This is a genomic window from Phenylobacterium sp., from assembly GCF_024508875.1.
In the GTDB taxonomy this organism is placed as follows: Bacteria; Pseudomonadota; Alphaproteobacteria; order Caulobacterales; family Caulobacteraceae; genus Phenylobacterium.
The window spans coordinates 1-12,206 of sequence record NZ_JANINU010000023.1; the positions used below are offsets into that span (position 1 = coordinate 1).

The 12,206-nt window shown below is 70.3% G+C and carries 14 protein-coding genes and 1 tRNA gene; 5 read left to right on the forward strand and 10 right to left on the reverse strand.

Going from position 1 to position 12,206, the window contains the following annotated elements; translation table 11 throughout:
* A partial coding sequence (locus tag Q0L11_RS02850; protein WP_296595351.1) for an SDR family oxidoreductase occupies nt 1-154 on the forward strand: 154 nt, incomplete at its 5' end.
* Here the strand turns inward: Q0L11_RS02850 and Q0L11_RS02855 are convergent.
* The 4 genes from Q0L11_RS02855 to Q0L11_RS02870 form a co-directional block, all read right to left on the reverse strand.
* Nucleotides 155-1,939: a DUF4189 domain-containing protein gene (locus Q0L11_RS02855; RefSeq protein ID WP_296595339.1), complete on the reverse strand. Its 1,785-nt coding sequence runs from the start codon at nt 1,937-1,939 to the stop codon at nt 155-157.
* Nucleotides 1,940-2,031: 92 nt separating this feature from the next.
* Complete coding sequence (locus Q0L11_RS02860; RefSeq protein WP_296595340.1) at nt 2,032-2,640, reverse strand: TetR/AcrR family transcriptional regulator; 609 nt, start codon at nt 2,638-2,640, stop codon at nt 2,032-2,034.
* 1 nt (nt 2,641) lies between these two features.
* Entirely contained in the window at nt 2,642-4,270 is a 1,629-nt protein-coding gene (locus tag Q0L11_RS02865; RefSeq protein ID WP_296595341.1) for a DHA2 family efflux MFS transporter permease subunit, read from the reverse strand.
* Nucleotides 4,271-4,273: 3 nt separating this feature from the next.
* Nucleotides 4,274-5,380: an HlyD family secretion protein gene (locus tag Q0L11_RS02870; protein ID WP_296595342.1), complete on the reverse strand. Its 1,107-nt coding sequence runs from the start codon at nt 5,378-5,380 to the stop codon at nt 4,274-4,276.
* 160 nt (nt 5,381-5,540) lie between these two features.
* Between Q0L11_RS02870 and Q0L11_RS02875 the strand changes: the two genes are divergently transcribed.
* Nucleotides 5,541-6,788: a UbiH/UbiF/VisC/COQ6 family ubiquinone biosynthesis hydroxylase gene (locus tag Q0L11_RS02875; protein WP_296595352.1), complete on the forward strand. Its 1,248-nt coding sequence runs from the start codon at nt 5,541-5,543 to the stop codon at nt 6,786-6,788.
* A gap of 12 nt (nt 6,789-6,800) precedes the next feature.
* Here the strand turns inward: Q0L11_RS02875 and Q0L11_RS02880 are convergent, their stop codons facing one another.
* The 4 genes from Q0L11_RS02880 to Q0L11_RS02895 form a co-directional block, all read right to left on the reverse strand.
* Complete coding sequence (locus tag Q0L11_RS02880) at nt 6,801-6,995, reverse strand: Trm112 family protein (protein WP_296595343.1); 195 nt, start codon at nt 6,993-6,995, stop codon at nt 6,801-6,803.
* Nucleotides 6,996-7,004: 9 nt separating this feature from the next.
* On the reverse strand, nt 7,005-7,658 hold the full coding sequence (locus tag Q0L11_RS02885; RefSeq protein ID WP_296595344.1) for an LON peptidase substrate-binding domain-containing protein: 654 nt from the start codon (nt 7,656-7,658) through the stop codon (nt 7,005-7,007).
* 13 nt (nt 7,659-7,671) lie between these two features.
* Nucleotides 7,672-8,574 (reverse strand): co-chaperone YbbN, encoded by a 903-nt coding sequence (locus Q0L11_RS02890; protein WP_296595345.1) that lies wholly within the window; start codon nt 8,572-8,574, stop codon nt 7,672-7,674.
* Nucleotides 8,575-8,676: 102 nt separating this feature from the next.
* Entirely contained in the window at nt 8,677-9,183 is a 507-nt protein-coding gene (locus tag Q0L11_RS02895; protein ID WP_296595346.1) for a prolyl-tRNA synthetase associated domain-containing protein, read from the reverse strand.
* Nucleotides 9,184-9,388: 205 nt separating this feature from the next.
* Here Q0L11_RS02895 and Q0L11_RS02900 point away from each other — a divergent pair, with 205 nt between their 5' ends.
* The 3 genes from Q0L11_RS02900 to Q0L11_RS02910 all read left to right on the forward strand — a co-directional run bounded on the left by Q0L11_RS02900 (nt 9,389) and on the right by Q0L11_RS02910 (nt 11,333).
* The gene (locus tag Q0L11_RS02900; RefSeq protein WP_296595347.1) at nt 9,389-10,051 is read left to right on the forward strand and encodes a PEPxxWA-CTERM sorting domain-containing protein; all 663 of its coding nucleotides are present in this window, start codon (nt 9,389-9,391) and stop codon (nt 10,049-10,051) included.
* 292 nt (nt 10,052-10,343) lie between these two features.
* Complete coding sequence (locus Q0L11_RS02905) at nt 10,344-11,087, forward strand: DUF6065 family protein (protein ID WP_296595348.1); 744 nt, start codon at nt 10,344-10,346, stop codon at nt 11,085-11,087.
* 171 nt (nt 11,088-11,258) lie between these two features.
* A tRNA-Gly gene (locus Q0L11_RS02910) sits at nt 11,259-11,333 on the forward strand.
* A 126-nt stretch (nt 11,334-11,459) separates the two neighbouring features.
* Here Q0L11_RS02910 and Q0L11_RS02915 read toward each other — a convergent pair.
* Both Q0L11_RS02915 and Q0L11_RS02920 read right to left on the reverse strand, forming a co-directional pair.
* Nucleotides 11,460-11,846, reverse strand: coding sequence for a hypothetical protein (locus Q0L11_RS02915; RefSeq protein ID WP_296595349.1), 387 nt, complete (start codon nt 11,844-11,846; stop codon nt 11,460-11,462).
* 112 nt (nt 11,847-11,958) lie between these two features.
* Nucleotides 11,959-12,206, reverse strand: a 248-nt coding sequence (locus tag Q0L11_RS02920; RefSeq protein WP_296595350.1) for a hypothetical protein, incomplete at its 5' end; no start/stop codon positions are given.

Below are 12,206 nucleotides of genomic sequence, written 5' to 3' on the forward strand. Positions count from 1 at the left end.
GGCCATGAAGGAGGACACCTCGATGGAGGGCGTGGCCGGCGCGGCCCTGTGGCTGATGTCCGACCTCGGCAAGTCGACCACCGGCGAGGTCGTCCACGTCGACGCCGGCTTCCACATCATGGGCTTCTCGGACGACGAGGACGGCGAGGGCTGATCAGCGCGGCCGCGAGGCCTCCAGCGCCTTGAGCTGGGCCTCGTAGGCCGCCTTGTCCCTGGCGTACTGGTCCTGGGCCGCCTTCACGCGCGCAGCCTCGGCCTCGTAGGCGGCCCGGTCCTGCTCGTACTTGCTGGTGGCCGCCTTGTAGGCCGCCTCCTTGGCCGCATACGCGTCGGCCGCGGCCTTGTTGCGCGCGTCCACGGCCGCTGCGCGGGCGGCGACCTCCTCGTTCAGCTTGCGGGCCGCCTCGGCCTGGGCGGCGTCGGGATCTGGCGCGGGCTCAGCCGCAGGCGCCGGTTGGGCCACAGCCTTCGCCTCCTGGGGCGTCGGGGCCGGCGCGGGCGTCTTGGCGGGCGTGGTCGGCCTGGGCGCCGAGGCGGGCTTGGGAGCGGGTGCGGCGACCGGCGCGGGACCGGCGGCCGCATTGGCGCCCCTGGGCGCCTTCAAGGGCGCGCCGGTGGCGGCGTCCCAGAGGCGGGCTGTGCCGTCCTCCGACCCCGAGGCCACCACGCGACCGTCCGGCGAGAACGCCACCGAGAGCGCGCGCTTGGTGTGGCCGCTCATCTGGGCGAGCGGCTGGCCGGTCGCGGCGTCCCACACCGTCACCGCGTTGTTCATATGTCCGCTGACGATGCGGCGTCCGTCGGGCGAGAAGGCGACGTCGTCGATCACGCCCGAGCCGAAGTGGATGAGCTGCCGCCCGCTGGCGACGTCCCAGATGGCGATCCCGTTGTCGCCGCCCGTGGCGAGCCGGGTCCCGTCGGGCGAAAACTCGGCCGAACGGTTGTCGCGCGGGGCGGCGACGGAGACCACGGCCTGGCCGCTCGCCAAATCCCAGATCCGGATGTCGAGCCCGGGCTTGTCTCCGAGGGTCGCAGCGAGCCGGCCGTCGGGCGAGAAGACCGTGTCGTCCAGGGCGTAGGTGTGTGGGTCCATCAGCGTGACCTTGCGCACCAGCGCCCCCGTGCCCGGGTCGAGCTGCCACACCACCCAGCCGCCCTTGGGGTCGTCGTAGAGCTCCTGGGCGCCGTTGGCGAACAGGCCGCCAGCGGTGAAGGCGAGGTCGCTCAGCAGCGACTTGTGCAGGTTCTCGCCCAACTTCTGGCCGCTCCGCGCGTCCCACACGATCACCCGTTGGCTGTCGCCCCCCGCGATCCGCGCGCCGTCCGGCGACCAGGCGATGCTGTAGGGGCTTGGGGAGAGGCCGGTCAGCGTGCGGACCAGCCGGCCGGTCCGGACATCCCAGACCATGACCGCCCCGTCGCCGTAGCTGAGCGTCGCCACCTGTCGGCTGTCGGGCGAGAACGCGAGGTCGTTCACAAAGCGGCTGTTCTGCAGGACGACGCCGTCGCCGCTGGCTTCGCCCACGGGCTCGTTCTTGAGCACGCTGAGCGCCGGGATCGGGTCGCTGTTGCAGGCCCACGCGTTGTTCGAGGGGATCTTCCCGTTGCTGCGCTTCATCGCCTCGCGCTGGGCGATGGCGTCGGCGTCGCCGCGGCTGGCCGCCACGCCCCAGCCGTAGGCGTCACCGTCCCTAGGTTCCAGGGTGCGGTAGGCGCCGCAGCCGGCGCCGGACCAGACGAGAACGACCGCGGCGTTTCCGCCCCGCTTGCGGGCTTCCTCCAGAGCGCGCCGCTCGGCATCGGCCCGACTGGCCTGGTCGAAGCTGAAGCCGAAGGCGAAGTTTTTCGCGCGGTCCACGGCCAGGGCCCCGAACTTCGGCGCGGGCTGCGCCGCCGCGGGTCCGACCATGACCACGGCGGCCGCGACGGCTGCCGACACCCAATGCTTCACGCTGAACATGACGCCCCCATCACTGGCGCGAGCCTAACAGCCAAGGCCAAGCCTGTCTGTCGGGTCGTGGCCGGGGCGCCCTAAGGCGCGTAAGCGCGGAGGAACCGCCGCACGGCCTCGGCCGAGATGCGGTCGACGTCCGCCTCGCTGAGGTCGAAGGGGACGCCAAGGAGCGCCTTCGTCTGGAAGCGGTTCATCACCATGCCGGCGAAGAATTCCGCCGCCTCCAGCGGGTCCGGCGCGCGGACGCGGCCGGCCGCGTGCTCGACGCGGAGGAATTCGGCGAGACGTTCGCGGCTGGCCCGGGGCCCCGCGTCGTAGATCGCCTCGGCCACGTCGGGCATGGTCGAGGCCGCCAGCATCGCCATGCGGTAGATCGCCATGCTGCGCGCGTTGCGCACGGCGTTCAGGAGCAGGCGCGCGTAGGCGGCCAGCGCCTCCTCCGGCCGCTCGATGGCGCCTGGCGCCCCCAGGACGCCCGCCACTTCGTGCGCGCGGCGTTCGGACATTGCGCGGGCCAGCTCCGCCTTGGACCCATAGTGGTTGTAGATCGTCTGCTTCGAGACGCAGGCGCGCCGCGCGATCGCCTCCATCGAGGCGCCGAGGCCACGCTCGGCCATCACCTCGACCGCGGCGTCGAGGATGGCCTCGTTCTTCGAGACGTCGATCTGCCCGGCGACGCGCGGCACGTCAGTGGCCCCCGCCCTGCGGCGGCCCGCCCATCGCCGGACCGGGGCGCGCGAAGAAAGCCAGGCCCACCGCCGCCCAGCAGCCGAGGGCCAGCACGGCGAAGGCGTCGCCGAAGCTGAGCACCGCCGCCTGGCGGTGGATCATCATCGACATGGCCTTGCGCGCCGTGCCCGCAGGGTCGGCCAGGCCGCCCTCGGTCATCATGGCGGTCAGCCCCTCCATCATGGCGGCGCTGGAGGCGTTGGCCTGGCTGGCCGCGCTGGCCAGCTCCATGTAGTGCACCGCGCCCTGGTGGCTGAGGATGGTGGAGAGCACCGCCAGGCCGATGGCGCCGGCGACGTTCCGGATGAGGTTTATCAGCCCCGAGGCGTCCTTCATCATCGTCACCGGCAGCGAGGCGACGCTCATCTGCTGGGCGGCGATCATGGCGATCATGGTGCCGAGGCCACGGCCGACCTGGAGGAAGAAGAACTCGTCGAAGCCCCACTGGTCGGTGACCCGCGAGCCGAGCTGGATGGACCAGGCGGCCAGGGCGAACCCGCCGACCATGGCGACCCGGGCGTCCATCATTCGCACGAACCGGCCGGCTATGGGGGCCGACAGGAACATGGTGAGCCCGGTCACCAGCATGGTGTTGCCCACCTCGGCCGACGAGAACCCGCGCACCTGACCCAGGAAGATCGGCATCAGGAACGTGCCGCCGAACAGGCTGACCCCCGTGACGAAGGTCATGACGATCCCGAGCGTGAAGTTGCGGTCGCGGAAGGGCTTCAGCGAGACGATCGGCTGCCAGTAGGTGAGCTGTCGCCAGATGAAGGCGACGCCGGTCAGGGCGGCCAGGACCGTCAGCCACAGGATGACGCTGTCGTCGAACCAGCCGTCGCCGTTCCCCTCCTCCAGCACATACTGCAGGGAGAGCAGGAACACGGTCATCAGGCCCAGGCCCCACCAGTCGATGCCCTTGGCGAGGCTGGGGTCGCCCCTGTCGAAGTTGGCGTAGCGGCCGACCAGGAAGATCACCAGCACGCCGACCGGCAGGTTGATGAAGAACAGCCAGCGCCAGCTCAGGAGGTCGGTCAGGTGGCCGCCCAGGGTCGGGCCGATCGTGGACGACAGGGTGACGATCAGGCCGACAATGACGTTCGCCGTCAGCCGCTTCTCGGGCGGGAAGACGGTCATGGCGGTGGCGAACACCGGCGGGATCATCGCGCCCGCGAACAGGCCCTGCAGCGCGCGGAAGACGATCATCATCGCCACGGAAGAAGACAGCCCCACCGCCACCGACGTGACCACGAAGCCGATCACCGCGATCACGTAGAACGACCGCGTGCCCCACATCTTGGTCAGGTAGGCCGTGAGCGGCATGATCACCACCTCGGCCAGCAGGTAGATCGTCTGGACCCAACTGATCTCGTCGGCGGTCGCGCCGATGCCCGACTGGATCTGGACCAGGGAGCTGGCGACGATCTGGATGTCCAGCATGGCCATGAACTGGCCGATGACCATGCCGCCGAAGCCCAGGAAGACCTTCAGCCAGTCGACCTGCGCGCCGTCCGCCCCCAGCACGGCAGGCGCCTGGGGCGGCGGGCGCGGCGGCCCGCGGCCCGCGGGGAGGGCGGCGTCCGCCATGGCCTAGTTCTGGGCGCCGGTGCGGGCGAACTGCGAGGGCGAGACGCCGCTCTGCGCGAACGAGGGGCCGGTGTCGCGGGTGACGTCCACCTTGACCTTCAGCGACAGGCCGGGGCGCAGGCCGCCGGCCAGCTTCTGGTCGGGGTCGATCTTGATCCGGACCGGCAGGCGCTGGGTGATCTTGGTGAAGTTGCCGACGGCGTTCTCCACCGGGATCAGGGCGAACTCGGCGCCGGTCGCCGGGGCGAAGCTGTCGACCTTGCCCTTGATCGCCTCCTTGCCGAAGGCGTCGGCGTGGATCTCCACCGGCTGGCCGATCCGCAGGCGGGAGACCTGGGTCTCCTTGAAGTTGGCCACCACATAGGCGTCGGCCAGCGGCACGACGCTCATCAGCGCGCCGCCGGGACGGACGTACTGGCCCACGCGCACGGCGCGGGCGCCGACCACGCCGGCGACGGGGGCGCGGACTTCGGTGCGGGAAAGGTCGATGGCGATCTGCTGGGCAGCGGCGCGGGCGGCGGCGGCCTGGGCGACGCTCTGCTCGCGGGCCGAGCCCAGGGACTGGGCGGCGCGGCGCTCGGCCTCCAGCGCGGCCTTGGCCTGGCCGACGCCGGCGACCGCCTGCTCCTGGGCGTTGCGGGCCGTCTGGGCGCGCTGGGACGAGACCCAGCCTTCGTTCGCCAGGGAGCCGTAGCGGCGCATCTCGCCGTCGGCCCACTTGGCCTGGGCGTGGGCGCTGTCCACCGCGGCGGCGCGCTGGGCGATCATCGCCTGTTCCAGGCGGGCCTTGTCGTCGACGGCGCTGACCGCCGCTTCCAGCGCCCGGGCGTTCGCCTCGGCCTGGGCCAGCCGGGCCTTGATCGTGGCGGGGTCGATCCGCACCAGCACCTGCCCGGGGCGCACCGGCTGGTTGTCGTCGACCAGCACCTCGGCCACGTAGCCGTCCACCAGCGGGGCGATCGTCACCTTGTCGGCGGCGACGAAGGCGTTGTCGGTGGTCTCGTACTTCTGCCTCTCGGTCCACCAGATCCCGCCGCCCACCGCGACGGCGACCACGGCGAGCCCGCCCGCGGCGATGGGAACGATGCGCCCCCTCGGCATACCGGCCATTCGACGAAAGCCCCTCGAACGAAAGATGGACTGCGCCGTCCACCCTAAAGATCGCTGATATGCCGCGCAGAGGTTAGCCGCAAGTGAAGAATGGACGGAAGAGTCCACTTTTAGCCGCGACGCCTGGACGCGGGCGGTGGTTTCGTGGCCTATCGCGCGCATGAGCCAGGATGTGGACGTCATCATCGCCGGCGCCGGCATGGCGGGGGCGACCCTGGGGCTTTCGCTGGCGCGGGCCGGCCTCACCCCGCTGCTGATCGATCCGGTCGCCTTCGACAGCCAGTTGCAGCCCACGTTCGACGGCCGCGCTTCGGCCATCGCCTACGCCGCCTTCCGCCAGTGGCGGGCGCTGGGCCTGGGCGAGGCGATGGAGCCCCACGCCCAGCGGATCGAGCAGATCCTGGTGACCGACGCCACGACGCCGGGGGCCGCGTCCGGCGCGCCGCTGCCGTTCTACCTGCGGTTCGACTCCGGCGAGATCGCCGACCGGTCCGAGGGCGAGCCGTTGGGCTACCTGCTGGAGAACCGCCGTACGCGCGCCGCGCTGGCCGCGGCCGTGGAAGACGCCGGCATCGAGGTCCTCGCGCCGGCCCGCGTGGTCAAGGCCGCGTTCGGCGCGCGTGCGGCCGAGGTGACCCTCGCCGACGGGCGCGTTTTCGCCGCGCCGCTGGTCGTCGGCGCCGAAGGGCGCGGCTCGGTGATCCGCGAGGCCGCCGGGATCGGCGCGATCGGCTGGCCCTATGCGCAGACCGGAGTGGTGGCCACGGTCCGGCTGGCGCGGCCGCACGAGGGCGTGGCGCACGAATACTTCCTGCCGGGCGGTCCGTTCGCGATCCTACCGTTGACCGAGAACCGCGCCAGCCTAGTCTGGACCGAGAGCACGCGGCGGGCCGAGGCCCTGAAGGCGGCGCGGCCCGAGATCTTCCAGGCGCACCTGGAGCGACGGTTCGGCGAATTCCTGGGCGATATCGCCGTCGAGGGGCCGGTGTTCGCATATCCGTTGAGCCTGCAGTTGGCCGAGCGCTTCTGCGCGCCGCGGGTCGCGCTGCTGGGCGACGCCGCGCACGGCGTGCACCCGATCGCCGGCCAGGGGCTGAACCTGGGCCTGAAGGGCGCCGCGGCGCTGGCCGAGGTGCTGGTGGAGGCGATGCGCGCGGGCGAGGACATCGGCTCGGAGGTGGTGCTCGAGCGCTACGCCGCCTGGCGCCGCTTCGACACCGTGACCCTGTCGGCCGGCATGGACGCCTTCGTGCGGCTGTTCTCGAACGACAACCCGCTGCTGCGGCTGGCGCGCGGGGCGGGGATGGCGGCAGTGAACCGGATCGCGCCGGCGCGGAGGTTCTTCATGCACGAAGCCGGCGGCGCGGTGGGCGACCTGCCCCGCTTGCTGCGGGGCGAGGCGCTCTAAGGCGGGAGGGACCTACTCGCCTTCGCCGAGGTCGCGGGCTTCCTCAGGGAGCATGATCGGAACGCCGTCGCGGATGGGGTAGGCAAGGCGGGCGCCCTTGCTGACCAGCTCGCCCTTGGTGCGGTCGTATTCGAGCGGCCCGCGCGTGACGGGGCAGACCAGGACCTCGAGAAGGCGCGGATCGACGTCGATGGAGGGCTCGCTCATGGCGTCCCTCTACTGCAGCGGATGCGGCTCGTCATCCGGCTCGGCGCCGTCGATCTCGAGCAGGGTGGTGAGCACCTCGAAGCGGCGGTCGAGATCGGGCGCCTCGAGCAAGGCCTGCTTCTCGGCCGGTTCGAAGGGCAGCCCCATACAGAGGCTGTTCACGAGGGCCTCCAGCGGGGCCTCCCGCGCGGTGTCCCAGTCGATATCGAGTTCGCGTCGGTTGAGGTAGCGCTTGAGCGCGTTGGCGAACCGGGTGCGGGCCGCGTCGCCCACCTGGACGTCCTCGTCGTCCAGGTCCTCGCTGAAGCGGTCGTAGTTCGCGCGGAGCTGGCGGTACGGCAGGCGCAGGTCCAGCTCCTCGCCGGCGTCGAAGCGGCAGACGCCCGTGAGCGTGATGAGGTAGCGGCCGTCCGAGGTCTCGGCGTAGCTGGTGATCCGGCCCAGGCAGCCCACCTCGGACAGCTTCGGCCGCGCCCGGCTGCCGCCGCGGGTCTGGATCATGCCGATCACCCGGTCGCCGGCCATGGCGTCGTCGACCATGTTCAGGTAGCGCGGCTCGAAGATCTGCAGCGGCAGTTCGCCGCCCGGGAGCAGCAGGGCCCCGTCGAGCGGGAACACCGGGATGAGCTGCGGCAGGTCTGAGAGCTGGCGATAGGGCGCCATGCGGGCGCGTTCCTCAACTGAACAGGATGGACGAGAGCTTGCGGCGGCCGGTCTTGGCGACGTCGGACATGGGACCGGCGGCCTCGAAGATGGTCAGGAGTTGCTTGCGAGCGGCCTGGTCGTTCCAGTCGCGGTCGCGGCGGATGCTCTCGATGAGCTGGTCAACGGCCTCGTCCATCCGGCCGGCCGCGGCCAGGGCCTTGGCGAACTCCAGTCGCGCCTCGTGGTCGTCGGCGTCCTTGGCGATGCGGGCCTCGAACTCGGCGGTTTCGGACGGCGCCTCGTCGGCGAGCGCGAGGGCGGCGCGGACGGCGTCGATGTCGGGATCCTTGGCGTCCGGCGGCGCCAGGGCCAGCACCTCGCGCGCTTGGTCCAGGTCGCCCGCCTGCTGCAGCACGCGGGCCATGCCGCCGATGGCCTTCACGTTGGCCGGGTCCATCTGCAGCGCCTGGGCATAGGCCTGGGCCGCGCCGCCGGCGTCGCCCAGTTCGAGCGACTCCTTGGCCATGGCCAGCAGTTCGTCCACGGGCGAGACGCCTGCGCCTTGCTTGGCGAGTCGGTCGACGAACTGCTTCACCTGACTGTCGGGCAGGGCGCCCATGAAGCCGTCGACGGGCCGGCCGTCGACGAAGGCGAAGACCGCCGGGATCGACTGCACGCGAAGCTGGCCGGCGTACGCCGGGTTCCGGTCGATATCGACCTTCACCAGCTTGACCGCGCCCTTGGCCGCCGTGACCGCCTTCTCAAGCGCCGGGCCCAGCTGGCGGCACGGGCCGCACCAGGTCGCCCAGAAGTCGACGATGACCGGCTGGGTCTTCGAGGCTTCGACCACGTCGGCCATGAAGCTGGCGTCGGTGGCGTCCTTGATCAGGTCGCCGGCGGGCGGCGCGCCTTGGGTTTCCCCGATGAGGGTCATGGCCCGGTCGTTCCTTGTCGAATGCAGCTAACGTCTCTGACCGCAAGATGGTCGCACTCTCGGTCCGCCGCTAGAGCCTTCGACTGTCGGCGCCGCGCCGAGTTAGCCGATGACCGCCATCGCCTCGAAGTCCACCACCAGGGGCCGGACGCCAACCGCGTCGAGGAACGCGCGGAAGCCATCCTGGGTCACGGTCGTGGTGGCCGTGTTCGTCAGCGGGTGGAAATTCACCTGCGCCGCCTCGGCGAGCGTCCGGTCCAGCACGAAGCGGACGCGGCGGTCGCGGTCGTTGATCAGGGCGAAGGCGGTGACCGAGCCCGGCGTGACGCCAAGGACCTCCTGCATCAGGTCGGCGCTGCCGAACGACAGCCGGGCCGAGCCGATGACGGTGTGAAGGCGCTTCAGGTCGATCGCGGCATGGCCCTCCGCCGAGATCAGCCAGAGCTGGCCCTTGGCGTCCTTCAGGAACAGGTTCTTGGTGTGCGCGCCGGGAATCCGGGCCTTGATGTCGCCCCCCTCGCCCACGGTGAACACGGCCGGATGATCGTGGGTCTCGGCGTCGATCCCGTGGTCGGCGAGGAAGCGCAGAAGGTCGTTGCGTGTCGTCATGCGGCCCGTCATAACAAACCTGCGAGCTGCGTCGAATCGCCGCCCGCGAACATGTTGCCGGGCTCGCAACCCACTGATCTGGCGACACTTTTCACTGACATACACCTGTTAGGCGAATCGAGTCGTCGGGGCTTGGCTGTTCATATATTGTTAAGTGTGAAGGTCGCGTCCGGCATCTGGGCGGACCAGACGTTGGGGAAGACAAATGAAGCTTCGTACTCTCGCTGCGGCTTCTGCCGCTCTCGGCCTTATGGCCGCCGCTTCGGCCGCTAACGCCGCCATCACCGTGAGCCTCGTCGAGGCGAACGACCTGTTCGGCACGAACCTGGCCGCCAACGGCCAGACCATGCTGTGGGACTTCGATTCCATCGCCGCGTCGACCGTCGCCTTCAGCGGCGCCGTGTGGCAGGGCCCGCAAACCGGCGGCGCCTCGGCCTCGCCGCCGTTCAACGGCGACCCGGCCGGCGACACCACCAAGTACGCCTCGGTTGCGGCGGGCCAGACGTCCACGTTCTCGGCCATCAACGGCAACGTGCTGAGCTCGTTCAGCTTCTACATGGGCTCGCCGGACACCTACAACCAAGTGACGTTCCACCTCGCGAACGGCACCAGCCAGACCTTCAACGGCGAAGACATCTGGGGCGGCACGCCGCAAGGCACCGGTGACCGCACCCAAGGCTACCGCGTGTACTACAACTTCGGTGGCGACTACGTGACCTCGATCGACTTCTCGTCGTCGCTGGACGCGTTCGAGTTCGACGGTCTGGCCGGCACGGCCGTTCCGGAACCCGGCACCTGGGCCCTGATGATCCTGGGCTTCGGCGGCGCCGGCGCCATGATCCGTCGTCGCAAGGCGGCCTTCGCCTAAGACGGACGATCCTTCGGGCCTCCGGGCCCTTGGGGCAAAGGACCAGCCCCGGTCGCACGAGCGGCCGGGGCTTTTCCTTGTCCGGAAGGTTCTTCCTGCCTCGGCGGCCAGCGCGCCGCTGGACGTGGCCGCGTCGCCGCGCTTAAGGGTTCCCCAGAGCCTTCCCTCTCCGAATGGATTCATCGAAGGGGACAGGAGGCTCTGTCACCTTGATCTCAAGCGCGATCTCGTCGCCGAACCGGCTTCCACCTCGGCGGATCGCGCTACGGTCGCCGACGCGAACAGAGGGCCCATGGAACTGGAGTGCTTCCCGACTACCGAGCGGCCGCCGGAAATGATCCCGGGCCGGCCGCAGCGGGCCTGGATGGACCGCTTCGCCTCGCGCCATCCCTACCGCTGCCTGCCCCTCAGCATGGCCAATTCCTCGGGCTGGGAGCTCCTGTGTCCCATGTCGTTCACCGCCGAGTGGAACGGCGGAAACATGCAGACCGACATCACCCTCAAGCCGGACCATCCGAACCCGGACTTCCACAAGCTGGCCTCCAGCCACTTCAGCCACGGCGTGCTGACGTTCCACTCCGGCTACCTGTTCCGCACGCCGCCCGGCTGGTCGATGTGGGTGATGGGCCCGCCGAACCATGTGAAGGACGGCATCCAGCCACTGGCCGGCGTCGTGGAGACGGACTGGCTGCCGTTCCCCTTCACGATGAACTGGATCTTCACCCGCCCGGGCCGGGTGCGGTTCGAGAAGGGGGAGCCCTTCTGCTTCATCACCCTGCTGCAGGATCACCCGCTGCACGAGATCCAGCCGGTGATCCGGCGGATGGATTCCGATCCCGAGCTGCGCCACCAGTACGATGTCTGGGAGAAGCACCGCAGCGAGTTCAACCAGCGCATCTTCCGCGGCGATCCCGAAGCCACGAAGGAGGCCTGGCAGCGGTACTACTTCAAGGGCGAATACCCCGAGGAGGTGAAGGCCGAGGCTCCGGAAGGCCACGTCAACAAGCGTCGTCTGAAGGCGCCGAAGTTCCGCTAGAACAAGGTGTTAGGTGACGCCCGGACCGTCGCGCGGACTGCGCCGCGCACGATGCCCGGCCCGGTTTTCAAGGCCGTCGAAAAAAGCCGCGCCGGGCCGCTTGCAAAGCCGGAGGTCGTCTGCCATAAGGCCGCCTCTCGCATTTGGGGCTGACCATCGCCCCTACGGAGCGCGGGCGTAGCTCAGGGGTAGAGCACAACCTTGCCAAGGTTGGGGTCGGGCGTTCGAATCGCCTCGCCCGCTCCAAATTTCCAAGACATCGGTGACCAGGCCGGCCGCATCTGCGGCGGCTTCGGCATGGGGCCGGCCTAACGCGGCCCTTGAAGGCTGCGCGCGCCGTGCACCCTGCCGCCAGGGACCGGCGGGCGGATCTCAGAGGGTCTGACGACGGCGAGCGAGTAGGCCGATGGCGGTATGCGCGACTTGGGCCAGCAGCCCGACGGCGGCTCCCAGGCTCACGAACACCGAAATCTCGAAGATGCCTGGCGCGACCTGCTTGAGTGTCGGGTCGAAGGGCAGTCGGGCGATTGTCTCGCCCATATGAAAGCCGTTCAGGCTGGCGACGAGGAGGCCGACGGCAGGCCCCGCGGTTCGCAGGTCGGCCACCGTGCGGCGCCAGGCTTCAGCCCCTCTGCCGCCTCGAACGGCGAGCGTGGCGGCGATCAGCATTCCCGGAAGGGTCGCGACGAGAAGGATCAACGCCGCCTTCTGGGGCGCAGCCGCGTTCGCAAAAACACCTTCAAGGGCCGGGCTCAGCATCGGTCTCACCGCTCGACGCCAATTTACGTGCGTAAACTTTACCGTCAAGCGGGACGGCGCGGCTTTCGGCGATGCGCGTCCTACAGTGTCGCTCCGTGCGCGGGAGGCCGCCCTACCCCAGGCCGAAGTTCGACAGCCACGCGTAGAACACGCTTTCGCGGCGTTCCGCGGTCTGGATGTCGGTCATGAGGCTGGATAGGCGGCCCTTGCCGTTGTCGCGGGCGGCGATGACGGACTGGTTGTACGCCCGGATGTTGGCCGGACCGACAGGGGCCGGCGGCGGGGGCGGCGCCTTGGCCGCGGCGGCGCCTTTGCCCTTGCCGGCGCCCTTTCCGGCGGCGGCGGCGGTCTGGACCGGCG

Bases quoted from the DNA above. Each gene is read 5' to 3' on its own strand.
- Q0L11_RS02875 (WP_296595352.1), top strand. From the start codon at position 5,541: ATGAGCCAGGATGTGGACGTCATCATCGCCGGCGCCGGCATGGCGGGG.
- Q0L11_RS02865 (WP_296595341.1), bottom strand. From the start codon at position 4,270: ATGGCGGACGCCGCCCTCCCCGCGGGCCGCGGGCCGCCGCGCCCGCCG.
- Q0L11_RS02885 (WP_296595344.1), bottom strand. From the start codon at position 7,658: ATGGCGCCCTATCGCCAGCTCTCAGACCTGCCGCAGCTCATCCCGGTG.
- Q0L11_RS02895 (WP_296595346.1), bottom strand. From the start codon at position 9,183: ATGACGACACGCAACGACCTTCTGCGCTTCCTCGCCGACCACGGGATC.
- Q0L11_RS02900 (WP_296595347.1), top strand. From the start codon at position 9,389: ATGAAGCTTCGTACTCTCGCTGCGGCTTCTGCCGCTCTCGGCCTTATG.
- Q0L11_RS02905 (WP_296595348.1), top strand. From the start codon at position 10,344: ATGGAACTGGAGTGCTTCCCGACTACCGAGCGGCCGCCGGAAATGATC.
- Q0L11_RS02870 (WP_296595342.1), bottom strand. From the start codon at position 5,380: ATGGCCGGTATGCCGAGGGGGCGCATCGTTCCCATCGCCGCGGGCGGG.
- Q0L11_RS02890 (WP_296595345.1), bottom strand. From the start codon at position 8,574: ATGACCCTCATCGGGGAAACCCAAGGCGCGCCGCCCGCCGGCGACCTG.
- Q0L11_RS02915 (WP_296595349.1), bottom strand. From the start codon at position 11,846: ATGCTGAGCCCGGCCCTTGAAGGTGTTTTTGCGAACGCGGCTGCGCCC.
- Q0L11_RS02880 (WP_296595343.1), bottom strand. From the start codon at position 6,995: ATGAGCGAGCCCTCCATCGACGTCGATCCGCGCCTTCTCGAGGTCCTG.